This window comes from Streptomyces sp. NPDC079141, from assembly GCF_040686775.1.
Classification (GTDB): Bacteria; Actinomycetota; Actinomycetes; order Streptomycetales; family Streptomycetaceae; genus Streptomyces.
Map to the genome: position 1 here is coordinate 331155 of NZ_JBFBLP010000002.1, position 25459 is coordinate 356613.

At 67.8% G+C, this 25459-nt stretch carries 19 protein-coding genes and 1 pseudogene; 9 read left to right on the forward strand and 11 right to left on the reverse strand.

Annotation, left to right across the window (positions count from 1 at the left end; translation table 11 throughout):
* Positions 1-12 precede the first annotated feature (12 nt).
* The 3 genes and pseudogenes from AB0Q90_RS06605 to AB0Q90_RS06615 all read left to right on the forward strand — a co-directional run.
* On the forward strand, positions 13-8706 hold the full coding sequence (locus tag AB0Q90_RS06605) for a DNRLRE domain-containing protein (protein WP_363159495.1): 8694 nt from the start codon (positions 13-15) through the stop codon (positions 8704-8706).
* Positions 8707-9294: 588 nt separating this feature from the next.
* Positions 9295-10512 (forward strand): hypothetical protein, encoded by a 1218-nt coding sequence (locus AB0Q90_RS06610; RefSeq protein WP_363159494.1) that lies wholly within the window; start codon positions 9295-9297, stop codon positions 10510-10512.
* Between the two features lie 460 nt (positions 10513-10972).
* Positions 10973-11077: pseudogene (locus AB0Q90_RS06615) on the forward strand (IS5/IS1182 family transposase); the annotation flags it as partial.
* A 174-nt stretch (positions 11078-11251) separates the two neighbouring features.
* On the opposite strand, the gene AB0Q90_RS06620 reads toward AB0Q90_RS06615, so the two are convergent.
* Together AB0Q90_RS06620 and AB0Q90_RS06625 are read right to left on the reverse strand one after the other, a co-directional pair.
* Positions 11252-11650, reverse strand: a complete 399-nt coding sequence (locus tag AB0Q90_RS06620) for a DUF4440 domain-containing protein (RefSeq protein ID WP_363159493.1) — start codon at positions 11648-11650, stop codon at positions 11252-11254.
* A gap of 275 nt (positions 11651-11925) precedes the next feature.
* Entirely contained in the window at positions 11926-12639 is a 714-nt protein-coding gene (locus AB0Q90_RS06625; RefSeq protein WP_363159492.1) for a hypothetical protein, read from the reverse strand.
* Positions 12640-12971: 332 nt separating this feature from the next.
* Here AB0Q90_RS06625 and AB0Q90_RS06630 point away from each other — a divergent pair, with 332 nt between their 5' ends.
* Positions 12972-13325, forward strand: coding sequence for a hypothetical protein (locus tag AB0Q90_RS06630; protein ID WP_363159491.1), 354 nt, complete (start codon positions 12972-12974; stop codon positions 13323-13325).
* A 31-nt stretch (positions 13326-13356) separates the two neighbouring features.
* Here the strand turns inward: AB0Q90_RS06630 and AB0Q90_RS06635 are convergent, their stop codons facing one another.
* Positions 13357-13914 (reverse strand): hypothetical protein, encoded by a 558-nt coding sequence (locus AB0Q90_RS06635; RefSeq protein ID WP_363159490.1) that lies wholly within the window; start codon positions 13912-13914, stop codon positions 13357-13359.
* A 189-nt stretch (positions 13915-14103) separates the two neighbouring features.
* Here AB0Q90_RS06635 and AB0Q90_RS06640 point away from each other — a divergent pair, with 189 nt between their 5' ends.
* The 3 genes from AB0Q90_RS06640 to AB0Q90_RS06650 are packed head-to-tail and all read left to right on the forward strand — an operon-like array spanning position 14104 to position 15793.
* On the forward strand, positions 14104-14988 hold the full coding sequence (locus AB0Q90_RS06640) for a hypothetical protein (protein WP_363159489.1): 885 nt from the start codon (positions 14104-14106) through the stop codon (positions 14986-14988).
* A 44-nt stretch (positions 14989-15032) separates the two neighbouring features.
* Positions 15033-15347, forward strand: coding sequence for a hypothetical protein (locus AB0Q90_RS06645; protein WP_363159488.1), 315 nt, complete (start codon positions 15033-15035; stop codon positions 15345-15347).
* Complete coding sequence (locus tag AB0Q90_RS06650) at positions 15344-15793, forward strand: hypothetical protein (RefSeq protein ID WP_363159487.1); 450 nt, start codon at positions 15344-15346, stop codon at positions 15791-15793. The genes AB0Q90_RS06645 and AB0Q90_RS06650 overlap by 4 nt, the downstream gene beginning before the upstream one ends.
* Before the next feature lie 39 nt (positions 15794-15832).
* Here the strand turns inward: AB0Q90_RS06650 and AB0Q90_RS06655 are convergent, their stop codons facing one another.
* Positions 15833-16018: a DUF6243 family protein gene (locus AB0Q90_RS06655; RefSeq protein ID WP_363159486.1), complete on the reverse strand. Its 186-nt coding sequence runs from the start codon at positions 16016-16018 to the stop codon at positions 15833-15835.
* 113 nt (positions 16019-16131) lie between these two features.
* On the opposite strand from AB0Q90_RS06655, the gene AB0Q90_RS06660 reads away from it, so the two are divergent.
* Positions 16132-16758 (forward strand): TetR/AcrR family transcriptional regulator, encoded by a 627-nt coding sequence (locus AB0Q90_RS06660; RefSeq protein WP_363159484.1) that lies wholly within the window; start codon positions 16132-16134, stop codon positions 16756-16758.
* Between the two features lie 148 nt (positions 16759-16906).
* The gene (locus AB0Q90_RS06665; protein ID WP_363159483.1) at positions 16907-17659 is read left to right on the forward strand and encodes a bifunctional DNA primase/polymerase; all 753 of its coding nucleotides are present in this window, start codon (positions 16907-16909) and stop codon (positions 17657-17659) included.
* A 51-nt stretch (positions 17660-17710) separates the two neighbouring features.
* Here the strand turns inward: AB0Q90_RS06665 and AB0Q90_RS06670 are convergent, their stop codons facing one another.
* The 7 genes from AB0Q90_RS06670 to AB0Q90_RS06700 all read right to left on the reverse strand — a co-directional run bounded on the left by AB0Q90_RS06670 (position 17711) and on the right by AB0Q90_RS06700 (position 25310).
* Positions 17711-18712, reverse strand: a complete 1002-nt coding sequence (locus AB0Q90_RS06670) for a hypothetical protein (protein WP_363159482.1) — start codon at positions 18710-18712, stop codon at positions 17711-17713.
* On the reverse strand, positions 18672-19544 hold the full coding sequence (efeU, locus tag AB0Q90_RS06675; RefSeq protein WP_363159481.1) for an iron uptake transporter permease EfeU: 873 nt from the start codon (positions 19542-19544) through the stop codon (positions 18672-18674). The genes AB0Q90_RS06670 and efeU overlap by 41 nt, the downstream gene beginning before the upstream one ends.
* Before the next feature lie 4 nt (positions 19545-19548).
* The gene (efeB, locus tag AB0Q90_RS06680) at positions 19549-20832 is read right to left on the reverse strand and encodes an iron uptake transporter deferrochelatase/peroxidase subunit (protein ID WP_363159480.1); all 1284 of its coding nucleotides are present in this window, start codon (positions 20830-20832) and stop codon (positions 19549-19551) included.
* Positions 20833-20843: 11 nt separating this feature from the next.
* On the reverse strand, positions 20844-22004 hold the full coding sequence (efeO, locus tag AB0Q90_RS06685; RefSeq protein ID WP_363159479.1) for an iron uptake system protein EfeO: 1161 nt from the start codon (positions 22002-22004) through the stop codon (positions 20844-20846).
* 207 nt (positions 22005-22211) lie between these two features.
* Positions 22212-23033, reverse strand: coding sequence for a heme ABC transporter ATP-binding protein (locus AB0Q90_RS06690; RefSeq protein ID WP_363159477.1), 822 nt, complete (start codon positions 23031-23033; stop codon positions 22212-22214).
* A 202-nt stretch (positions 23034-23235) separates the two neighbouring features.
* A complete protein-coding gene (locus AB0Q90_RS06695) occupies positions 23236-24315 on the reverse strand; it encodes an iron ABC transporter permease (protein ID WP_363159476.1) in 1080 nt (359 codons plus the stop codon).
* Positions 24312-25310, reverse strand: a complete 999-nt coding sequence (locus tag AB0Q90_RS06700) for an ABC transporter substrate-binding protein (protein ID WP_363159475.1) — start codon at positions 25308-25310, stop codon at positions 24312-24314. Before AB0Q90_RS06700 ends, AB0Q90_RS06695 begins: the two co-directional genes overlap by 4 nt.
* Positions 25311-25459: the final 149 nt, after the last annotated feature.

Consider the following 25459-nt stretch of genomic DNA (forward strand, 5'->3'; position numbering starts at 1 on the left):
ATAGCTTGCCTGATGGTAGCCGCGGTGACCAGTACCGCGTTACCGCAGGTGGCGTATGCCGCGTCCGATTCGGGCGGCGGTGACGACAAGGGAATTGTCGATACCGTCAAGGGCTGGTTTACGGACGAGGAAGAAGACGACGAGGCTGAAAAGCCGCCGTCGCATGATGAATTGGAGGTGGCCGACCGGGAGAAACTGCCCAAGGAGAAGGCTCTGCCACCCGCGAAGCGGGTCAGGGAACTCAAGGGCAAACGCACGGCCAACGCCCGTTTCTGGCAGTTGTCGGACGGGCGGGTCGAGGCGGAGCTGTCGGCGGCTCCGACGTCGTACCGGTCGGGTTCGTCGTGGAAGTCGATCGACACCACGGTGCGCGAGGCGGAGGCGAAGGGGTTCGATTTCGCCAATACGACTAACGAGGGCCGCAGTTGGTTCGGCACGGACGCCGACCGGCTGGTGCGCTTCAAGTCGCCGGACGGCCGCTCGGTCACCCTGGGTCTGGACGGCGCGGATCGGGCACTGAAGCCGGCGGCGAAGGGCTCGACGGTCACGTACAAGGACGCGGTGCATGGCGCGGACCTGGAGTATGTGGTCGGCCCGGGTCAGGTGAAGGAGAACATCACCCTCGCCGAACGCCCGGACGGGCCGCTGAAGTTCACCTTCACGCTCGACACTGACGGGCTCACCCCGAAGGCCCGCAAGGACGGCTCGATCGCCCTGTTCGGTGACCTGCCGAACACGCCGGTGATGGTGATCCCGGCGCCGTACATGACGGACGCCAAGAAGGACGCCAAGTCCGTCTTCGGACAGACCTACAGCACGAAGGTCAGCCAGAAGCTGACCAGGGACGGCAGGTCCTGGAAGCTGACGGTCACGCCCGACGCGAAGTGGCTGGCGTCCAAGGCACGGCAGTACCCGGTCGTGATCGATCCGACGATCACGATCGCGCCGAGCCCCTCGCAGTCCCAGGACGTCATGGTCATCTCGGATGCGCCGTCGACGAATTACAACAGCTCATGGCGGCTGTCGGCGGGCAAGACGGAGACGGGCATCGCCCGCTCTCTGATCAGGTTCCCGCTGGACGAGATCCCGTCCGGCGTGGACCTCGACTCGGCCCGCCTGGAGATGTACTTCGACCAGGCGCACACCACGGGCGCGAACGACAACACCATCGAGGTGCGGCGGGCCACCGGGGCCTGGGACGAGACGACGGCTACCTGGTCCAACACCAGCGCGCTGGCCGGTGAACTCTCCGGAACCACAGTCCAGTTCGACGATGGGGATACGGGAACGGCGGCGGTCGGCGCCTGGCCCTCGTCGGGCTCGACGCTCACCCAGTACGCGATCGGCGGCGACTACCGGGTCAACCAGGACTCGATCGCCGGGGACAGCCACACCTGGCAGACCCCGGTGGGAGACACCGGCAGCTACAAGGTGGACGTCCACTACGTGGCCTCCTCCAACCGGACCACGGCGGCGCCGTACACCGTGACCTACAACGGCGGTACGGCCACCACGAATGTCGACCAGACGTCCGGCACCGAGGGCGTGTGGGCGGCGCTGGGCGGCGGCACCCAGTACCAGTTCAACCGGGGCGGCACCGGCTACAAGGTGGCTCTGGGCGACACCGCGACCCCGGCCGGCTCGGCAGTGATCGCGGATGCGGTCAGGCTGAGCAACCCCGCGCAAATCGTGAAGAACAACGGCGAGTTGAGCCAGTGGCACAACTTCCCGGTCACCAACACGGTCCAGAAGTGGATCAACGGCACCGAGGTCAACAACGGTTTCGTCCTCCAGGCCAAGGACGACACCCTGGCCGCAACGGCGCTCGGCGGCCCGCGTTACGAGGCCGGTGACGGCGACTACGGCGGCGAGACGTCGACGATCCCGCGGCTGACGGTGACGTACGGCAAGGTCGGTACGACGCTCAACTCGCCAACGGTGATCCACTCCACGGGCCCGGAGCTGTCCTGGAAGGCGTACTCCAACACCACCGGGGATGCGGACCTGGACATCGCGGAGTACCAGCTGCACCGCTCCACGCAGCAGGCGTTCACGCCGTCCGCGGCGACCCTGGTCGCGCCGCTGGACAAGTCGGTCACCAGCTACACGGACACGACCGCGACGCCGACCCCGGACTCCTCCTCGGTGGAGATCGGCCGGTCGTACTACTACCAGCTCGCGGTGAAGACGGCGGACGGCCAGTTGCTCGGCTCGCCGACCCGGATCGTCGGCGTGCCCAAGGCGGGCCGCACGATGCGCCTGCTCCAGGGCACCGCGGGAGGCGTCACCGACTCGACGCTGTCCTCGGCGACCCCGACCACGAACCGGGACACCATCGCCCGGGACGGCGTGGGCCAGAAGTGGCTGAGCGTGGGCAACAACACGCCCACGAACGGGACCGAGAAGACCCGCGCGGTGATGAAGTTCCCCACCTCCGCGATCCCGACCACGGCCACGGTCCTGGAGTCGCGGCTGTTCATGTGGGGTGCGGAGACCACGACGAAGACCGATGGCGCGATCTACGAACTCCACGGTCTGACAAGGGACTTCGACGAGACGACTACGACGTGGAACAACGCGACGTCGACTACGGCGTGGACGTCGGCCGGTGGTGATTTCTCCTCGACGGTCTCCGACACGGTTGCTTCCGTCTCGGAGGTGGGCCGGCACTGGTGGGACGCCACCTCGCTGACCCAGGGCTGGATCAAGACCCCGACCAGCAACAAGGGGGCGATGGTCAAGCTGAAGGACGAGACCTCCACGGGCCCGCAGGAACAGACGGTGTTCCTGGCCTCGGAGGCCGCCGACCAGCAGATCGGCCCGCTGCTGCGCGTGATCTACGTCGACTCCACGACGGACGACACCTACTACGCGCCGCAGACCCCGGCCCGGATGACCCCCAACTCCACGTACACGGTGGACTTCACGGTCACCAACACCACCTCCAGTGCGTGGGCGACGGGCGAGCGGCAGCTGTCGTACACCTGGAAGCTGCCCGACGGCACGGCCCCCGCCAACGCCGGCACCTCGCTGGCCACGGCGATCCCGGCGCTCAGCCCCGGCCAGTCGGCCACGATCCAGGCGCAGGTCAAGACGCCGATCAACTCCGATGCCGGCAACAAGCGCACCGAGTACGTGCTGGGCTGGGACATCAAGAAGGTCTCCGACGGCACCTGGCTCTCGGCGGGCACGGGCGGGATCCCGCCGCTGAAACAGAACGTGGCGGTGGAGGACCCGACCTCCAACATGCTGGGCCTGGAGAAGTTCTACTCCTACACCGGCAAGAACACCGGTGCCGGTTCGACGGTGATGAACAACCTCGCCTCCGGCAACACCGTGTGGTCGTACAACGCGTTCAGCAACCCGGGTCGGGGCCTGACGACGTTCGCCCGGTTCGCGTACAACTCGCTGGACACGTCCGACTCGCTGCTGGGACACGGCTGGTCGGGGCAGTTCTCGGGCCCGATCCGGCTCGGCGCCCACCTGGAGATCCACCCCAAGCCCAACGCCAACGCCACCGAGATCCGCCTCCCGGACGGCGACGGCACCACGCACGTCTTCGCCAAGCAGGCGGACGGCAGCTGGAAGGCTCCCGCGGGCGTCCACTACCGCCTGACGATGAAGCCGGGCCTGGACTGCACCCCGGACAAGGACCCGGTCCCGGACGCCTGGACCCTGCTGCGCCCGGACGGCACGCGCTTCCTCTTCGGCTGCGACGGCTATCTGACGTCCGTCGTGGACAAGAACGGCAACACGCAGACCTACACGTACGAGGAGCGCAAGTCGGGCGGCGGCCAGCCGACCAAGTTCCTGAAGTACATCACCGACCCGGCGGGCCGGAAGTCGCTGACGGTCGACTACTACCGGCGGGGCGACGCGTCGTACGACTACATTGACGACACCGGCGCCAAGGTCACCGGCAGCAACCTCACCAGCCCCAAGATCTACGACCACGTCAAGTCGATCACCGACATCTCGGGCCGCAAGGTCTCCTTCCACTACACGACCCAGGGCCTGCTGGGGCAGTTCACCGACGGTGACGGTTCGGCCCAGCCGAAGGTCTTCAAGTTCACCTACCACGCCACCCAGGGCAACAAGAACGTCAAGCTGGTCAAGGCCACCGACCCGCGTGGAAACGCGACTTCGCTCGCGTACCACGAGCCGCCCACCGGCGACGCCAAGTACCACTGGTGGACCAAGACGATCACCGACCGCCTGAACGGCTCCACGAACTTCGCGTACAAGCCCAACACGACGACGAACCCGAAGTTCACCGACACCAAGGTGACGGACGCCGAAACCCACGCCACCGACTATGTGCTGGACGACTTCGGCCGCCCGGTATCGACGACGAACGCCAAGTCCCAGACCACGAAGATGAGTTGGGACGGTGACAACAACGTCACCTACCTGGAGGAGGCCAACGGCGCCAAGACCGCCTACTGCTACGACCAGAAGACGGGCTACCCGCTCTGGCAGCGCGACGCGGAGAACAACACCGCCGGTGTCCCGGACCAGACGGCCACCTGCGTCACCGACTCCACCAAGTGGCCGGCGAACGCGGCGAAGTACCAGTACCAGACCCGCGCCGACGGCTACTCCGCCGACCTGTGGCGCAAGACCTCCCCGGAGGGCCACGCCTGGCAGTTCGGCTACGACACCTTCGGCAACCTGAAGACGGTCACGGACCCCAAGGGCGTGTCGACGGCGACGGCCGGCGACTACACGACGTCGTACGACTACAACTCCTACGGCCAGCTCATCAAGGCCACGGACGCCAACGGCAACCCGACGACGTACAGCGGCTTCGGCCCGACGGGCTACCCGAGCACCATCACGGACGCGCTCAACAAGTCGACCACGTACGTCTACGACGAGCGCGGCCAGGTCACCGAGGTCACCGACGCGCTGGGCAAGAAGACCACGCAGACGTACGACACATTCGGCCGTCCCCTGGTCAGCACGGTGCCGAAGAAGCAGGACACCGGCGCCCTGATCACGACCCCGGCCCCGAAGTACGACGCCAACGACAACGTCACCGAGTCCACCTCGCCCAACGGCGCTGTCTCCACGGCCGTGTACGACGAGGCGGACCAGATCAAATCGGCGACGGCACCGGCGAACAACCTCACCGCGCCGCGCACCTCGACGTACACCTACGACCAGGTCGGCAACCTGAAGACGACGACGGAGCCCAAGGGCACCGCGACGACGACGGATGCGACCGACTACGTCACCACCAACCACTACGACGAGATCTACCAGCTCACCTCGTCCGTCAACTCGGCTGGTGACAAGGTCAGTTACGAGTACGACAACGTCGGCAACGCGACCAAGGTCATCGACCCGAAGAAGAACGCGACCGCCGACACCACCGACTACACGTCGAAGACCGCCTATGACCTGAACCACCGGGTCACGTCGGTCACGGACGCGGCCGGGAAGACGACCAGCACGTCCTACGACAAGGACAGCCGCGTCGTCTCCACGACGGACGCGGAGAACAACACCACACTCATCACCTACGACCAGCGCGGCAAGGTCATCGAGCAGAAGGTCCCGCACTCGGGCACCGCACCGATCACGTACCGCACAACGAAGTACGAGTACGACCAGGTCGGCAACACCACCAAGGTGCTCACCCCGCGTGCCGTAGCGGCCGGTACGACAACGGCGTTCACCGCCCGCACCGAGTACGACGCGCTGAACCGCCCGGTCAAGCAGTTCCAGCCGTACGACCCGGCGGACTCGACCTACAACGACGCCAACGTCTACACGCAAACCGCCTACGACGAGGTGGGCCGGGTCGCAAAGACCTCCCTGCCGCCGTCGGAGGGCGAGACGGTCCGCAACGACACCACCTACAGCTACTTCGACAACGGCTGGGTGGAGTCGTCCACGGACCCGTGGGACATCGCCGCAACGTACGACTACAACGAGCTGGGGCAGCAGACCAAGCGCACCCTGACCTCGGCGGGCGGCTCCTCCAACCGCACGATGACGTGGTCGTACTACGCCGACGGCTCGCTGAAGGCGCGTTCGGACGACGGCGTGCCGGTGGGCAAGTCGGTGGTCCTGGTGGACAACTCCGACACCCAGAACACCTCGAAGACCGGCACCTGGACGAAGGGGAACATCACCGGCCAGCACGGCTACGACCACGAGACCCACGCGGCGGGCACGGGCACGGACGCCTTCACGTGGACGCTGAACATCCCCAAGGACGGCACGTACACGGCGTACGTGAAGTTCCCGAAGGACGGCACGTACACGGCGTACGTGAAGTTCCCGAAGGTGACGGGCGCGGCGACGACGGCGAAGTACACGGTCACGCACTCGACGGGGACGGCCGACAAGACACTCGACCAGAACGCGGCGGCGAACCAGGGAAGTTGGGTCTCGCTGGGCGCTTACGCCTTCAAGCAGGGCAACGCCGCCAAGCTGCAGCTGTTCCAGAACAGCGGCGGCATCGTGGTCGCCGACGGCGTCAAGCTCGTCCGTGACACGGCCGGTGAGACGGACAGCGAGAAGAGCAACTTCGCCTACACCTACGACCTCAACGGCAACCTCACCAAGATCGACGACACGTCGTCGACCGCGAAGATCGACGCGTACACGGTCGCGTACACGGGCCTGAACCAGGTCCAGAAGGTGACCGAGGCGCTGGCCGGTGCGGAGAAGAAGGCCACATCGTACACGTACGACGCCAACGGCCAGCCGGACACGGTCACCCACCCCGACCAGTACTCCAAGTACACCTACGACCTGCGCGAGTTGGTCAAGTCGGTCTCGGTCGGCAAGAGCGCGACGGACGCGGCGCCGAAGGTGACGTCGTACACCTACACCGACCGCGGCCTGAAGCTGAAGGAGACCAAGGCCAACGGCAACACCGTCGACTACACCTACTACCTCGACGCGGCCCTGAAGTCGACGGCCGAGAAGAAGGCCAACGGCACCCTCGTCTCCTCCCACACCTACGCCTACGACGCCAACGGCAACAAGGCGCAGGACGTGGCGAAGAAGATGAACGCCGACAACAACACGGCCTACCTCGACTCCACCACGAACTACAGCTACGACCCCGCCGACCGCCTGAAGGAGTCGGTCAAGACCGGCAACGGCGCGGGGACGGAGACGTACGTCCACGACGACAACGCCAACGTCATCCGCCAGACCGTCAAGAACAAGACCACGCAGTTCGAGTACGACCGCAACCGCCTGCTGAAGGCGACCGTGGGCACCTCCACTGCGAACTACAACTACGACCCGTTCGGCCGCCAGGAATCAGTCACCTCGGCCGGCCAGATCATCGAGCGGAGCGTGTACGACGGCTTCGACCACGTCATCGAGTCCCAAAAGGCGGACTCCACCGGCGCCCTGAAGTCGACGAAGTACACATACGACCCGCTGGACCGCACGGCGTCGAAAGCAGCCGACGGCAAGACCACCGACTTCTCCTACCTCGGCCTGTCCTCAGAGGTCCTGGACGAGAGAGTTGCGGGCGAGCTCACCAAGTCCTACCAGTACAGCCCCTGGGGCGAACGCCTGTCGCAGATTAAACACAACAGCGACGGCACGACCGAGGACGGCTACTACGGCTACAACAGCCACACCGACGTCGAAACGCTCACCGACGCAGGCGGCAACACCAAGGCGACCTACGGCTACACCGCCTACGGCTCCGACGACACCTCCGAGTACACCGGCATCGACAAGCCCGATGCCGCCGATCCCACCAAGGAGGCGTACAACGCCTACCGCTACAACGCCAAGCGCTGGGACGCCCAGTCCGGCACCTACGACATGGGCTTCCGTGACTACAGCCCGGGTCTGAACCGCTTCACCACCCGGGACATGTACAACGGCGCCCTCGCCGACATGGGCCTCGGGGCGGACCCGTACACCGCCAACCGATATGCCTTCACCGGCGGAAACCCCACCAGCCGCGCCGAGTATGACGGGCACACCAGTTGCGACATCACGGGGATGTGCGGGGGTGTGTACCGCGAAACCTCGACGATTCGCGCCGAGCGGGAGGCCGGGACATCGCCCGCGTTCTCGGCGTCCGACTTCGGCACGGATCGCATCTTCAACTCGGCATCTCCCGGAATAGCCGACAATAATCGTCGACTCAAGATGATCGCCGTTGGACTGGCATCAGAGGCCAAGGGGTACGGAAACGCAGCCCAGTTGATGTACCACTGGCTCAACGCATCCGGAACGGACTACGAAGTCGATCCCCGCGAGATCCTTCAGGCGTACCCAGGCCTCAACGGGCTCGTGGACGACTATGTGGCCGAACGGGCGGGGAAGCCTGGGGACTTCGATTCCGGGTGGTCCAACTTCAATGCCGGAAAGTGGATCGATGATCTACATGAAAGCGGAAAGGACCTCCCGGAGGGCGTCCAAGACGACTTCCAGGACTGGTACTACGCGCTCAACAGCGTGCAGTGGCGCGTGGTGGGGTCATCCGACGGTCGAGGAAACGCCACCTACACGGTTCAAATGTTCAAGCGGTACAACTTCGGAAACAAGGAGGAGCACAAGAACGACTTCGTCGCGGCAGGAGGGCTGGTGCGCGTGGAGCAGGAAGGTCTGGCGCACCTACATGCGGTCGGCCTGGCCAAGGACTTCAACGTAGTTGGCAGTGCACGCTTCGCTGTGTACGGATCCAACTACCCTTGCTGCGGTCGACCACTGCCGTAGCCTAGCGCTCGTCTCGGAGACCGTGGGGGCTTGGTCCCAGTGCCATGCCCCCGCGTTCACCCTGCCCGGTATGCCCAAAAGGGGTTGCGTGTGCGGCGCTTCATAAAGTTTACTGCTCTACTTTCTGTTTCACTCTCTTTTGTTGCTGGATGCTCGCAATCTGACACTCTCGATGACATTTCTAGTTCTTCATGCAAGAGGGACGTTGGTGGTGACCGACTGTCGAAGCGGTTCGGAGTGACTGTTCCACCGCGCGCTCGGACTGTGCGGTGCCGTATCGTCACGACGTGGGACAGTGAATCGCTTTCACTTGTGATCGACGGCTCGGCGAGGGAGGCTGACCAACTTCTCGGGCAATTTGGTTACGGGCTGGACGATCTGACATGGGGGGAAGATTCAAGCGTCATTCGCTTGAATCAATGGGGTGTCGACGAGTGCTTCCCTGACGGATTGAGCGGGAGATGTGCATTCGTGAAATTTCAGCGCAATGACGGATACTATGTCGCCATTTCTGAGAGATTTCCAAACGGTACGGTCCGCATCAGTTTCGATATGGATCGATCTTAATCAAGGGACACGTGAGCCCCGATGACGGCTGTTCAGCTGTACGTCAACGTGGTTGTGGTCGCGTCGGTCGTTCCAGCCCTCGCGGTCGCCCCGCGTGTCGTGTCCCACCGCACCAGCCACAGACCTGGCGCGGCACGGCGCTCCGTCTCACCAGCCGTCGGGCTGGCGATGGTGACCGGGTTGGTCTACGTCAATCAGGTGCTGTTCACGGTCTACGTTCTGCGCGTGCACGGCGGCGATCCGTCGTTCATCGCCAAGTATCTGCCCGCTGGTTGGTTCGACCTGGCGTCGGCAAATCCTGCCCTGCGCGCCCTCGCCACGCTCTTCCCTACACCCGGTCTGCTCGCGCCGAGCGTGCTGCGTGTGCAAGCCTTTCTTGAACTCCCCTTTGTGCTGCTGGCGTTCGCGATGGTGGTGCGCTGGCTGGACGCTGGCCTGTACCGCCAGGTCGCGTGTTCGTACCTGCTGCCACTGGCCTCCGTTTCCTACACGGTCGTGTTCTGTCTGGTCGAGTGGGATCTGCGCAATCCGTACACCGTCGATGACGTGGTGATCCGTGCTGTGTCGGCGATCGTCACCCCGCTGTTGCTCGCCCGCGTCGCGGCGCGCGACACGAGTACGACCCGGGTGCCGGCCTCGGTGCCGGGGGTGCTGGTTTTCGTCGGTTCAATGGGTGCGTTGGGCGCGCTGGTGCTGGTCGTCTACGACACAGCCCTGCTGTACAGCCTGGGCCGGCTGGACGATCGTATGCCGCTTGCTCTGGTGGCCGCGGCGGCGCTCCTCGGACTGCGGGTGGCCGCCTCCCGGTTGCCGGATCGGTCCGCGCCCACGCTGTCCTTCGTGGTGGACGCCCTTCGTCTCTGGCTGACGTTGTTCTTCGTGCCTGCGCTGGCGATCCGCTATGGACTGCTGTTCGGCACGTCGTGGCTGGCTCTCGCGGCGGGCGCTCTCACCGCTGCGGTGGCCTGCGTGCGCACGGTCCGCGAGAGGCTGGTCGGCACCGAGCGGCGTGCCCTCACCGTTCTCGGGCTATTGGCCCGCATCGGCTGCGCGCTCCTGACCGGAGCCGTCGCCGCTGCCCTGGCGCTTCGGGTGATGCCGCAGTCGTACCAGGAGGTCGCCCTGCTGTCGGCCATGGGTGCATTCCTGATGGCGACCGTCGTGGTGTGCGGCCTGCTCGACAGTCGCGCCGCAGTGTTCCGCGAGAAGCCGGGACACCGTCTGATCCGGAGGAGCTAATGGCCGCCGGGACCCGCGGCTCACACATCCCCCGACTGGGCCGACCCCCAGGGCTTCGGCGCAGTCGGCGGGCGCCCATTTCGTGATCACTTGAGATGTTGAGAGGGAGAGCGGGCGGTTCCTGCTCACGTCCGTTGTGCCCCCGGAACCCTTGCGTCTTCCCTGCACTGTCTGGTGGAGCAATCCGACCGCGCTGAAGACCTCCCAGCTTGATCAATCGATCTCCGGGGTTCTTTATACGGCTTCGTTCCATGTCGATACGGCGCACCGCGCTGTGATCACGGACTGCGCAAACCCGTCTCGGAACCCAGAGTGACGGTTACCAAGTAGGAACCGACCGACAAGAGTAGGGGGGCTGTGACGTCGACAGGACGTCACAGCACCCCTCGGCGAAGGAGGACTGGTGGACGTCTACGTTGACCTGCATCTTGATGGCATGAGCGACCAAAGGGCCGAGGTCCTCCACCAGTTCAAGCGCCTCGCCGTCCGCTGGGAACGCCGCACCGAACTCCACGACGCCTTCGTCTCCCTCGCATGCAGCCTCATCTGCTGGAGACGCCTCAAGAAGCACAGTCATGACCGTGCTACGAGCTCAAAGCGCCCTGCGTCCACGATTCCGGGGACGGGGCGACCCGGCTGTCAAGGTGCTCGATATGCCGTGCCGAACGAGGATGATTGAGCCCGGTGCGATGCACCACATCAACCCAAGCTGAAAAGCCGCAACCGGACCGCCACGCGGTCAGGGCTGGTCGTACCAGGCAAACGCTGCGATCCGCCAGCCCTCGCAAGTGCGGACGAACTGGATGGTCTTGGTCCCGTCTCCCTCGAACGGCTCACCATCCAAGATCCCGGACTTGCGGTACTCGCCGAACCGCGACGCGATATCGCCCGCGATCTCTGTCCGTTCAGAGGTCTCCCACTCGGAGAACTCGACCAGCCGACCGTCGGTCAGCAGCCGCTGGCGAGGCTCGATGAACTCGTCCACGGTGTAGACCGTGAACTCCGGGCCGGTCTTGACGATCACGCCACCCGGAAGAACCAGCCGGCGGATCCGGGCCACGTCGGCAGCCTTGCCGCCCCGGTTGTCAAAGGCATCGAAGAACTCGGCGGTCACGACGTCTATCTCGATCTTGGACATGGCGCGACAGTAACAGCGAAGGGGCGCCGGACATCGTCGGTCTCGACAGGCTGCGGAAGGTCGTCGGGGCAGACCGTGGCGCGCCAGTTCAAGCGCCTCGCAGTCCGCTGGCAGACGGCTCGACCTCCACACCGCCATAGTCTCCCTGGCCTGCGGACTGATCTGCTGGAGACGACTCAACAGCCCTTCACCATGATCGTGTTACGAGCTCTGGGGTGCGTCGGAAGTAGTGGCGAGAGTACCCAGGGGCCACGTCACAGTCTGTCCGCCTGGCGTCAGTTCTGGTTCACCGGCCACACCGCGGCGGGGTGGCAGTGGGCCGGACAGGCCAGTAGATACACCTCGTTGCCGAGGAAGAGCCCGTAGGTGTTGAGGCCGATGCTGTAGGGCTGTTCCGGTTGGCCGGGGTGGACGGCGAATTCCATGTCCTCCGGCACCTGGCAGATGTACACCAAGTCCGCTCCGCACGCACACCTGTAGTACTCGGGATCCTGCGCCCAGGACGGCGTACCGCCCACCTTGAATACTTGGGCGCCTCGCCCGCGCGCGTTGGGGGTGTCTTCGAAGGGTCGCAGGCTCAACGGCAGGGCGTGCACGGACAGTTCGGGGTCCGCCGTCGGCAGTGTCGCGTGGCGTTGGAGCAGCACGCGCCAGAAGGGGCGTGGGTACGGCGGCTGTGGTGCGTCCCAGTAGTTGGGGACGAGTCGACCGTCGGCCAGTTCGGGGTCGGATGCGTCGTTGTGTGCGCGGCAGTGGAAGATCAGCAGGTGGTCTCCGCCGAAGGGTTCCAGGTCCGCAGGGATGTCCAGCTGGAAGAACAGTGCCATCCGCTCGCCGCAGAAGCACTCCGGCCATGCCTGGGTGTCGTCGAGGAACGGCCAGCCACCCACCGAGTTCCGCGCCGGCTCGCGCAGCGGCTCGGGTCCGACCTCGATTGCATGGGCGGGCAGCGGCGCGCGGGTATCCCTTGCGTCAGGTTCGGTCAGCACTCGCTCACCCTAGCCGCGACCTTGTAAAAGGGTTCCCGGGCGCCGGTGTTGTGTACGGACGACCTGGTTCTGACCGGGAGGCGGCCATGGCCAGGTGGGAGGTCCGACAAGGCATGGATTCTGACCGGCGTGTGGGTTTGAGGAGGGGAGCCCTTCGGAGCTTCGTAGTACGACCTTGGCGTCAGCCAAACGAGGTGTGCCGGCTGGGACTTGTCCTGGCGATCATGCGCCGAGTGAGTTGACCAGGGTTGCTGCGGTGCCAGCATGATCCCGCCTAGCCTCTACTTTCAAAGCAGCTGATAGAGGCAGAACGGCACGAGAAACGGGACGGGATGTCGGACGACGAGCCCGAAGCGTGGGTCATATGGGGTGAGGGGACCGTGTTCCGGCGGCCCGCCAACAACGGCATGTTGCTCAATGGCCCGGTTTCTGCGGACATGGAGCGGTTGTTTGCCAGCATTGCAGCGTTGGATCCCGACTGGACACCGCCGCTTCCCGAGCCCGATGTCGAGGTGTGGCGGGGGGACCCTGTGGTGGTGGACGGGCCGTGGGTGATCTTCACCTCTGGCACCGAACGGGAGATCCGAGCGCACGTGGACCGCCACGAGGACGTGCGCGGAATGCTGCGTGCATCCAGCGTGTGGGGTCCGCGCGGCGGTGATCCGAAGGAAACAGCCCAGTCCTAGTCGACGCCGCGGACCGGGCTCGGTGCTTGCCTCAGTGCGGAGCCATCACCAAGTCGCCGATCACCCGTAGTCCGACCTGGGCTGCCAGCCAGGGGGCGCGTTCGGCTTCGACCTGCTTCACGTGGACGAAGACCATGTGGTCGGTCGCGGGCTCGTCCAGGTCGATGTCGCGGGCGTTTAGGCACAGCGTGATGAACGCGCCCCTGCAGCCGCCTGGGCCGAGTCCCGCCTCGGGAGCCTCGGGCCAGCCCTGGAAGTCCCACCGGATCGCGGCAGGAGAGGTGCCGGCTGATTGCAGGAGTGGCTCCACGATGTCCGGCTGCATAGCCCAGCTCTGCAGCCAGATGGGCAGATGTGCTGCCGGGTCATCTTCCTTGGCCGACGAGGCGTCGCCGTGCCCGTCGGTGAACCAATTCGCCCTCGGCAAGAGCTCAATCAGCGGCGCCAGCGCCTGCGTTGAGGAGATCCGTGCCTCGAAGTCGACTTCGAGTTCGCCTGTGTCGGCGATGCTGAGCAGCTCCTCGACCACACGCATAGCCTTCGCGCGGTCGGGTGTCCTGAGGATGGGCTGCGCGTAGGAGTTGGACACGGCAGGTCCCTCTCGCGGTCGTCACTCGAAGTGACCATGCGTGTACGGAAGTTGCGGTACGGTTTGCGCGACAGCTTGCTTCGTTTGCCCGTACTGCTCGTCCTTGTGCGGGACATGAAGCGGCCCCCGTCGCTGGCTGCAACCGGCGTCGAGGGCCTTTCATCACCAGTGGACAGGACCCACCGGAAAATGCTTCGCCATGCTATCGCGCCTGCGCGTCACTTCACCCAGGTGCCGAACGACATCATCCGTAATCCCCGGCTCTCCTCCGACGCCGTACGGCTGTTGACCTGGCAGTTGTCTCTGCCTGCCGACGCGAAGGACTCCCTGTCGCGTACCGCCGAGCGGGCCGGGATCGGTAAGTGTGCCTTCCTTCGGGCGAAGCGGGAGTTGAAGGCCGAGGGGTACCTGCACGAGTGGCGGGAGCAGGGGGTGCGGGGGCTGTGGGCGACCGTGCAGCTCGTGTCCAACGTGCCCTTGACCGGGGAGGAGGCTGCGGCGGCGCGGGCCTCGGGGAGCGAGCCCGTTCCGGCGGGCGGGCCTCCGGCCGCCGGTGAGCCGGGTGGTCGGGGCGTCGGCCGTCATCCAGAGAACCCCGTTCGGGAGAACACCTCCCTCCCTCCCGCTGAGCAACTCGCCCAGGCACGCCAAGTCGTCGAGTCTCTGGGCGACTTGGATCCTCGGCTGCGTATGCCGCGCGGCATGCTCCCGCAGCTTGCCGCGCTCGCGGTCGAGTGGCTGGCGTGCGGTCACACGGCGGCCGACGTGCGCGAGCATGTGCGCCGTGCTCTGCCCGGGCGGGGGCATGCCATTCACCGGCCGGGCGGGCTCGTGCGATACGTACTGCGCGACGTTCCGCCCGTGCCTGCCGCCGCTCCTCCGTCGCCACGCGTCGCGCAGATGCGGGAGTGCGAAGGAAGCCACACCCAGCCGCTGCTCTTCCGGCCGGTTGCGGACGAGCCTCTGTGCCGGGACTGCCGCAGTACCCAGGCGGCGGGAGGCGGGCGCGCCCAGGTCGCCGTGCGCGGTGCGGCGGCTGCGCGGGCCGTGCTTCGGGTTGGGGGTGCCCTGTAATGAGCGCAGGGGCAAACCGTAATACGGCGTGTTACCTTCACCCTATGGCGAAGACCCGTATCTCCATCAGCCTCGATCCCGGCGATGCCGAACTCATCAAGGCGGTCGCCGCGGAGAATGGACTGGACGTGTCGGCGTTCCTGGTTCTGGCGGGGCGGAAAGAGGCGGTGCGGCTGGCGCGCCTCGCTGAGTCCTTCGCCGAGATCGATGCCGCGATCGCGGCGGCCGAGGCCGAGGCTGAAGAGCTGGTGTGGCCGCCCGAGGATGAGCTGGACGAGGATGAGGTCGCCCAGGTGCAGGCGGAGATTGCGGCTGCCCGTGCCGAGTCCGCCGCGCGTCGACGCGGTGCTGTCGCGTGAACCTCGGCTGCCCGACGTGCCCGGACCTCGACTCACTCGGTGACGTCGTCTACGACGCGGGCATGCTGATCGCCCTCGCGGAGAAGCGGCCTGGGCTGGCCGTCGTGCGTCACCGTGAGTTCGGCCGCAGGGGGCTTCCGGTCGTTCCGGCTCCTGTCGTGGCGCAGGCGTGGCGAGGCGGTGCGAGTCAGGCCGGCCTTGCGCGAGCGCTCAAGGAGTGCGCGGTCGTCTGCTGCTACACCGAGATCGAGTGGCGGCGAGTCGGAGAGCTGATCGGACGGGCCGAACTCCCTGCCCGGAAGAAGCCCGACCCGGTCGACGGTCTTGTTGCGCTCACCGCGCTTCAGGTCGGGGCAGCGCTTGTTGCCACGTCCGATCCGGACGACATCGCCGCGTATCTGGGCCAGTTGCCCGGCGGCGACTCCGTCGTCCCTCTCCGGGTCTGAGGGCGGGACGGCCAGAGGGTGCTTGGCGCCCCCGACCCCCTAATCCCGCCCCTCCCCCTCCCGCCTCTCCTGCAGCCTCCGCAGCAGCTCCCGCTTCTGAGCCTCGGGGTTCGGGGCGCCGCCGCCGATGCGGCCCCCGCGGCCGGTGCCGCGTAGGGACTGGCGGCCGAGGTTCTTTCGGGTGCCGCCGACGCCCAGCATGTTTCCTGCTCCGCCTCGGGTCATGGGGGGCTCCTCTCAGGTAGTGGTCGCGGCGTGACGATACGTACCGTCTCGACAGCGCGTTCCCTTCAGCGTCCGCGAGACGCTCCGTCTTGTCAAGGTGATAAATTCGGGGCATGACCGCGCAGAGGACCACCCCCGACACCACCCGCCGCAGCGAGAAGTCCCGCCGCGCCATCTACGACGCCGCGCTCGCCCTCGTCGTGGAAGTCGGGTATCCCAAGGTCACCGTGGAGGGGATTGCTGCTCGGGCCGGGGTGGGGAAGCAGACGATCTATCGGTGGTGGTCCTCCAAGGCGGACGTGCTGCTCGACGCGTTTCTCGATCTGAGCGAGCAGGCTGCCCGGGAGGCGGGGCAGGTGCCGTACGCCATTCCGGACACCGGTGATCTTGCCGCCGATCTGAAGGCCGTACTGCGGGCCACCGTCGACGAGCTGCAGAATCCCGTCTTCGAGGCGCCGTCCCGTGCCCTCGCGGCCGAAGGTGTCGTCAATGAGGAGGTCGGGCGGCGGTTCGTGGCCGCGCTGCTTGAGCCCTCGTTGCAGCTCTACGTCGACCGGCTGCGCGCGGCCCAGGACGCCGGTGACGTACGGCCCGAGATCGATCCGCGGATCGCCCTTGAGCTCTTCGTCTCGCCCCTCGCGCAGCGCTGGCTCCAGCGCACGGCCCCGTTCTCGTACGAGTACACCGACACCCTCGTCGACTACGCCCTCCACGGTCTTGCGCCCCGAGGGAATGGGTAAATCCTGCCAAAGCGTGTCATAGCGGCTGATCCTCGGGCCCGCCGCCTCTCGTCCCACCTGCCCCTCTTATCCGCTCCGGCCCCCCGGAGCGCGGGATGGTGGGACGATGAGGCATGCTGTTCCGCACGACAGCGAGGCGAGGGGATAGATGAGCGCGGAGTTCGGCGACCGAGGCGATCGAGGACTGCAGGGCACACTCTCCCGGTGGCTGCGCGGACGCCGCCCCCGGCAGACCACCGCCGCCGACGACGGCGGTCGTGAGTCCCTGCTGCTCGCCGCCGCCGGGGCGGGACTGCCGCTTGCGCCCGCCGCGTATCCCGCGCCCGGATACGGCTGCTCCTGCGATCGTGTCGGGTGTCCGACGCCCGCCCGGCATCCGGTGTCCTTCGCCTGGCAGACGCAGTCCACCACCGACCGCGGGCAGATCGAGCGCTGGGCCCGGCATCAGCCGCAGGCCAACTTCATCACCGCGACCGGCATGGTCCACGACGTTCTCGACGTGCCCCTGGAGGCCGGGCGGGAGGCGTTGGAGCGGCTTCTCGCGGCCGGCGTCGAGGTCGGGCCCGTTGCCGAGAGCGACGACGGGCGGCTTCTCTTCTTCACCCTCACCCGCGGTACGCCCGAGGACGAGGACGAGTGGTGGCCCTGCGAGCTGGACTGCCACCCCGAGACGATGGACGAGCACCCGGGGCTGCGCTGGCACTGCCGGGGGTCGTACGTGCTCGTACCGCCGGCGCGGCTGCCGGGGGACGACGGGCAGACCGTGCACTGGGTACGCGGCCTTGAGCATCCGCTGCCGGATCCGCTGACGCTGCTGGAGATCCTCACGGACGCCTGCGGCCGCCACGCCGGGCAGGAGCCCGACCACCACGTGCCCTCGGCCTGGCCCCTGCGCCACTGAGAGCCACGGGGGGCCATGGAGGGCCATGGAGGGTCGGCGAGACGCGACGCCCTACTCGCCCTTCGCCCCCGTCAGGCCCTCGATCCTGCCCAGGATCGACACCTGTCCCTCAACCGGGTCCAGCGCCACCTCGTTCGACACGAACTCCATCGTCAGTGACTGCTTGATCTCGCCCTTCGTCAGGGCCAGCACCGAGTCGTTGGGAGTGGGCACGGACGTGCCCGCCGCCGCGGTCTGCTTCTGGAAGTGGTGGGTGGTGAAGAACACCAGCGCCCCGCCGTCCGCGGTGCGCAGGGCCACCGGCGCGTAGTCGCCCTCGGTCAGCGGCTCGTCGATGTACTGCGTGACCAGGCCCGGCTTCTTGGCGTTCTTGGTGCGCTTCTCCCGCCAGCCCGAGGTGTGGCTGCCGTCCGCGAAGGTGTCCCCGCCGTCCCGGAGATAGTCTGTGTAGTCCTTGCTCAAGTCGGCGGGGGGGACGGCCAGTTCGAGGGATTCAGCGTCGACGGCCTCGGCCCAGCCGTCCTTGTCCTTCTTGAACTCCGGCAGGTCGTCCGGCCCCACCAGCGTCAGATACGCCGCCTCCCAGGGCTCGGCGAGTCCCTCGCGGGTGAACACCATCAGCCAGCGCGAGTCGCCGCCCCGGTTGCCCTGGGCGTTGGCCACGAACCAGCGCGGCCAGCCTGCCTTCTTGGGGATGGTGAACTCGGCGTCGGTGAACTCCAGCGGGCTGTGCGCCGTGTTGCCCTCCGGGCTGTTGGCGTGCCCGGCCGTGAGCCGCGCCTCGTCGATGTCGCCGAGCGCGCCGGTGACATGGTCGGCGTCCAGGGAGCTGTCGTAGGCCTTGTCGGCCGCGTTGTACGCGGTCGTGAACTCCTTGAGGGCCTTGGCGGCTTCGGCCTGGGTGGCCGCGGGGACCAGCTCGCGTTCCCCGTGGACCACCACGCATCCGCTCGCCGTCAACGACAAAGTCAACGACAAAGCGGTCACCGAGGTCGCTATCAGCACCCTCCGGTCAAGCCTGCGGCGCCTCAGAGGGCTGCGATCCGTGCTCATCGGGTTGCTTCACCTTCCCCTTCCCGGAGGCGAACCCTACCGGGGCGAGGAACAGTGCGAGTGTCGGGATCAGGTACAGCAGCCACACCGTGACCTGGACGACGGTCGGATCCGGCTGGAAGTTGAACACGCCCTTGAGCAGCGTGCCGTACCAGCTGTCCGGCGGGATGGTGCCCGTGATGTCGAAGGCCTTCTCGTTCAGGCCCGGCAGCCAGTCGGCCTCCTGGAGGTCGTGGAAGCCGTACGCCAGTACGCCCGCCGCGACGACGACCAGCATGCCGCCGGTCCAGGTGAAGAACTTGGCCAGATTGATGCGCAGGGCACCGCGGTAGAACAGCCAGCCCAAAAAGACCGCGGTGAGCAGGCCCAGGCCCGCGCCGACCACCGGGCGCGGGGAGCCGTCGCCGGCCGCGCGCACCGACGCCCACACGAACAGGGCCGTCTCCAGGCCCTCCCGGCCCACCGCGAGGAACGCGGTGGCGACCAGTGCGCCCGTGCCCATCTGGAGGGCGGCGTCCAGCCTGCCGTGCAGCTCCGCCTTCAGGTGCCGGGCGGTACGCCGCATCCAGAACACCATCCACGTCACCAGGCCGACCGCCAGGATCGACAGGGTGCCGCCGAGCGCCTCCTGCGCCTCGAACGTCAGCTCCTGGGAGCCGAATTCAAGGGCGCAGCCGAAGCCGAGGGCGAGCGCGACCGCGACGCCGATGCCGATCCAGACGGGCCTGAGCGCGTCCCTGCGGTCCGTCTTCACCAGGTAGGCGACGAGGATGCAGACGACGAGGCTGGCCTCCAGACCCTCGCGCAGGCCGATCAGATAGTTCGCGAACACCGGCCTACGCCCCCTCGGAGGACTCGGAGGACTCGGAGGACTCGGAGGACTCGGACGACTCGGAGAACAGCGCCCGGCCCCACCAGTCGTCCTTGTCGCGGACGCCCGGCGGAACCGCGTAGATCGCCGAACCCACGTGCTGGATGTACTCGTTGAGGGTGTCCGGGGCCAGGCTGCGCTGGATCGGGATGAAGCCCTTGCGGACGTCCTTCTGGTACGCCAGGAAGAACAGGCCCGCGTCCAGGCGGCCCAGACCGTCCGTGCCGTCGGTGAAGGAGTAGCCGCGGCGCAGGATCGTCGCCCCGTCGTTGGACTTGGGGTGCGCGAGCCGGACGTGCGCGGTGGGCAGCATCGCCTTCAGGAACGGCTCGTCGCGCTCCTTGGCCTTGCCGACCGGGGCGCCCTCGCCCTTGTCGCGGCCGATGATGTCCTCCTGCTCCTGCAGCGAGGTGCGGTCCCAGGTCTCGATGTGCATACGGATACGGCGGGCGACGAGGTAGGAGCCGCCGACCATCCAGTCGGGGCCGGACTTCCCGTCCACCCACACGAACTTCTTCAGGCGGTCCGTCTCCGTCCCCGCGATGTTGCGGGTGCCGTCCTTGAAGCCCATGAGGTTGCGCGGGGTCTGCTCCTCGGGGGTCGTCGACGACGTCTTGCCGAAGCCGAGCTGCGACCACTTGATGACGACCTTGCCGAAGCCGATCCGGGCCAGGTTGCGGATGGCGTGCACGGCGACCTGCGGGTCGTCGGCGCAGGCCTGGATGCACAGGTCGCCGCCGCTGCGGTTCTTGTCGAGGTTGTCGCCGGCGAACTTCGGCAGATCGACCAGGGCCTCGGGACGGGCGTCCGCAAGACCGAACTTCTCGAACAGGGACGGGCCGAAGCCGATCGTCAGCGTCAGCCGCGAGGGCTTCAGGCCCAGCGCCTCACCGGTGTCGTCCGGCGGCGCCTCGGCCAGCCCGCCGTACGCGCCCTCGCCGACCGCCTGCCCGGCGGTCATCCGGCGCGCGGCCTCGGTCCAGTCCTTCAGCATCTGGACGAACTCGGCGCGGTCCTCGGTCTTCACGTCGAACGCGGCGAAGTGCAGCCGGTCCTGCACCGGCGTGGCGATGCCCGCCTGATGGGCGCCGTGGAAGGCGACGGCGGCGCCCGCCTGGGCGGCCGGGGCGACGTCGTCACCGGCGTCGCGGGTCAGGGCGACGGCACTGCCCGCCGCGGCGGCGCCGAGCGCGAGCCCGGCACCGCCCCAGCCGATCAGCGCACGACGGGACGGGGTGTTGTCCGTCATCAGAGGTCCCCCTACTTCGCTACGACGGCGGCGGCGAGCTTGGACAGCGGCTCCGCGAGGGCGTTGACCGCGTCCGACAGCTCCTTGCGGTCGGCGTCGCCGACCTTGTCGTACGAGGTGAAGTCGTACGAGTCCTTGTCCGCGCGGTACTTGTCCAGCAGCGTGTTGAGCGCGGCGAACTGCTTGTCCAGCTCGGTGACCAGGGCCTTGTCGTTCTCCTGCGCGACCGGCTTGAGCAGCTCGTAGGACTTCTCGGCGCCCTCGACGTTGGCCTTGAAGTCGACGAGGTCGGTGTGCGAGTAGCGCTCCTCCTCGCCGGTGACCTTGCCGGTGGCGACCTCGTCGAGGAGCTCCTTGGCGCCGTTGGCCATCGAGGTCGGGGTGATCTCGGCCTTGCCGACCCGGTTCTGCCAGTCCTTCAGGTCGGCGATCAGCAGGTCGGCGAGCTCGGAGTCGCGGTCGGTGAGCTTCTTGTCCTTCCACAGCGAGCGCTCAAGGCGGTGCCAGCCGGTCCAGTCCTTCTCCAGGTCCTGGCCCTCCTCCAGACCGTCCTCGCGCAGGTCGACCTTGGGGTCGATGTCACCGAAGGACTCGGCGACCGGCTCGGTGCGCTCCCAGCCGATGCGGGAGGGCGCGTAGGCCTTCTTGGCGGCCTCGATGTCGCCGTCCTTGACGGCCTTGGCGAACGCCTCGGCGAGCGGCAGCGTCTCGTCGGCCTGCGCCTGCGCGTACTCGCGGTAGGCGGCGACCGCCTTGTCGAGGCGCGGGTCGCGCTTGGCGGCGGCGCCGTCGCCGGTGGCCTTGACGGTCTGCCGGATGCCCTTGCCCTTCATGCCGGGCTTGCACGCGATCTGGTAGTCGCCCGCCTTCACCTCGGCGGTGACCGTCTGCTTGGTGCCGGGGCCTATGTTCTCGCGCTCGGTGACCACGCGGTCGTCCGGGAAGAGGATGTAGACCTCGGTGACCTTCGAGCCCTTGTTCTCGATGGCGAGTTCGACGTGCCCGGCCGGGAACTCCTTCTTGGAGACCTCGCACTTGTCGTCCGTGGCGGTCACCTCGATGCGCCGGTCGTCGCCTTCCGCGCCGCCGCCTTTCTCGGTGCACCCCGTGACAGCGGTCAGTGCGGCCGCTACGGCGGTGGCGGCGACGGCGGAGAGTCTGGCGGCGCGCATGGAGGCTCCTGGGCTGGCTGAAAAGGACGCGTGACGTGGCTCACGTAAGGTGAGGCTCGCCTAACGTATCCAAGGATTTCCTGCGCGATAACCACCCCTGCGGTGATTCAGCTCTCATGGACGGTGTATGAGCACGGGCCGATCACGGTGGCTCAAACCGGACGTCATGGGGAGGTCAACCAGGGTCATAGACAAGTCAAAGGAGAGTCAAAGATTCCGGCGTGGGGTGACGAGGATCGCGTCCGTCCGCGGATGCGGCAGCACCTCGACCGGCTGGTCGTACACGTCCGAGAGCAGCTCCTCGTCGAAGACCTCCTCCGGCGGACCGTCGGCCGCGACCCGGCCGGCGCGCAGGATCGCCACCCGGTGCGCGTAGGCGGCGGCGAGCCCGAGGTCGTGCAGCACGACCACCACCGCGTCGCCGGCCCGCGCCCGCTCCCGGCAGAGCCGCAGCACCAGCTCCTGGTGCTTGAGGTCCAGGGCGGCGGTCGGCTCGTCGAGCAGCAGCAGCGGGGCCCGCTGGGCGAGCACCCGGGCGAGCGCCACGCGGGCGCGCTCACCGCCGCTGAGCGCGGAGAAGGGGCGGGCGGCGAACCCGCTCACCTCGGTGGCGGCCATCGCCTCCGCCACGGCCGCGTCGTCGTCCTCCAGCCCGAGGGCGGCCCAGGGCGCGCGGCCCATCCTCACCACCTCCTCGACGGCGAACGGGAACGAGAGCGACGCGGACTGCGGCAGCACCGCGCGCCGCAGGGCGAGTTCGGGCGCGGACCACTCCGCGACGGGCCGCCCATGCATCCGTACGACCCCCTCGGCGGCCGGGGTGTCGGCGGCCAGAGCGCCCAGCAGCGTGGACTTGCCGGCACCGTTGGGCCCGACGAGAGCGAGCACTTCACCTGCGCGGACGCTGACGTCCACTCCGTGGAGGACGTCCCGGCTGCCGAGCCGGACACGGAGGCCTTCGGCCTCGGCGAGGACGTCTCCGGGGGCGGCGGGGGGCGGGGGAGTGGGGCGGGGGCGGAGGAGTCTCATGGCGGGGTCCTTGAGGCGAGGGCTGAGGAGAGTCGGGCACCGCCGACAAAGGAGTAGGGGTGATGGTGAGGGGCGGTGGGAAACCGGGGGAGGGTGCGAGACAGTGCCGTGCAATCGGCGGTGAGGGCAGCATGGTCAGGGGCGCGGGGAACTGCGCGACCAGCCCCCACCCACCCGCAGACGACATACGACCGACGAACCCCTACGCCCACCCCCCTTGCCTGCGCCGCGTCCTCCGCAGCAGCCAGAAGAAGAACGGGCTCCCCAGCAGCGCCGTCAGCACACCCAACGGCAGCTCCGCCGGCGCAGCCAACGTGCGGGACGCCAAGTCCGCGGCCAGCAGAACCACCGCCCCCAGCAGCGCAGCGCCCGGTACCAGGAACCGATGCCCCGGCCCCGCCGCCATCCGCAGCAGATGCGGCACGACCAGGCCCACGAAGCTGATGATCCCGGAGACGCTCACCGCCGCGGCCGTAAGGAGCGCGATGACGAAGACGAGGGTGATCCGCAGCCGCTCCACCTCAACACCCAGGTGCCGCGCGGGCCGTTCGCCGAGCGCCAGCAGGTCCAGGCGGCGGGCGTAGAGCGGCGCGACGACCAGACCGATCGCCGCGCACGGCAGGACCGCCAGCACCTTCGGCCAGGTCGCCTGGGACAGGGAGCCGAGCTGCCAGAAGGTGATCTGCTGGATGGCCGCGGCGTCCGCGAAGAACAGGAACAGCCCGATCAGCGCGCCCGCGAAGGCGTTCACCGCGATACCGGTGAGGATCAGCGTGACGACTTCCGTCCGGCCACCGGACCGCGACATCACGTACACCAGCAGCACGGTGGCGAGCCCGGAGACGAACGCCGCCACCGAAACCGTCCACGTACCGAGGAAGTTGAGGCCCAACGCGATCGACGCGACCGCGCCCACCGCCGCACCCGAGGAGATGCCGATGACGCCCGGCTCGGCGAGCGGGTTGCCGAACACGCCCTGCATCAACGCGCCCGCGCAGCCCAGCGAGGCGCCGATGAGCAGGGCGAGGACGATGCGCGGGAAGCGGACGTTCCACAGGACCGACTCCGCGACCCGGTCCAACTCCGTGCCGCCCAGCCCGATCCGGTGCTGCACGGAGGCGAGCACATCACCGACCGGCACCGGATACGCGCCGATGCCCGCCGCGACCGGCAGCAGCACGAGCAGGGCGACGACCAGCCCGGCGGTCAGCAGCCAGGCCGCCGTGCGGGGTCTGCGCGCGGTGGCCTCGGCGACGGGCGCCGCCTTCTCCAGTACGGTCATGCGGCACCGTCCTTGTAGAGCTGCTGGACGACGGACTTCAGCACCTGGTCGGTGCGCGGACCGTAGTTGAGAAGCACACCGTCCTCGACGGAGACGACCCGGCGGTCCATCCCGGCCGGGGTCTGCGCGACCCCCGGGATCCTCACCAGTCCGTCGATGCCGCCGACGGACTCAAGTCCCTTGCTCATGACGAGAATCGCGTCCGGCGCCGCCTTCACGAGCGCCTCGCTGGTGATGGCGGTGAAGTCCTTCGACAGCCCCGACCCGGCGCCCGCGTCGACACCCCCGGCGGCCTCGATCAGCGAGGTCGCGCCCGATCCCCTGCCGCCGATGAGATAGACGGAGGCGGAGCCGCGGAGGTAGAGGAAGGCGACCCGCGGCTTGTCGGCCGCCCGCGGAACGTCCTTGCGCACGGCGGCGATTCGGCGCTCCGACCGCGCCGTCAGCTCCTTCCCGGCCGCCGGTACGCCGAGCGCGTCCGCCACCGTCCGGATCCGGGTGCCCACGTCGTCCAGGCCCTGCGCCGGGTCGACCACGAGGACGGGTATGCCGGCGGCGCGGATCTGCTCCATGGCCTCCGCGGGGCCGGAGCTGGTCTCGGCGACGACGAGGTCGGGCTTGAGGGACAGCACGCTCTCGGCGGAGACGTCATGGCCCCGGGTGACGACGGGCAGCTTCCCGGCCTGCTCGAAGGTGGCGGTGATGTCACGGGCGACGACCCGGTCGCCCAGCCCGAGCGTGAAGACGATCTCGCTGAGGCTGCCGGACAGCGGCACGATCCGCTCGGCCCGCTCGATCGTCACCTTCTTGCCGTCGGCGGAGGCGACGGTGACCGGGAGCTCGGGCGTCGGGGTGTCGGCGAGGGGCTCGACCCGGTCGGCGGCGGCGCCGGAGGCGGCGGGCGCCGAACCGGAGGCCGCGGACGCGCCCCCGCATGCCGTCGCCGTGGTCAGGGTGAGCACCGCCAGCAGTGCTCCCGCCAGTCGTGTGCGCAAGCGTCGCACTGTTGGCCGTTCCTCTCCGCGCCCGTCCGACGTGCGCTTCTTCCCTGTGAGTGGGCTGTGTTGACGCCCCGGTCTACCGATCGGAGCGGGACGTAGTTTAGGTTAGCCTTACCTGACCTGGCCAGAAGTCAACGGAGGCT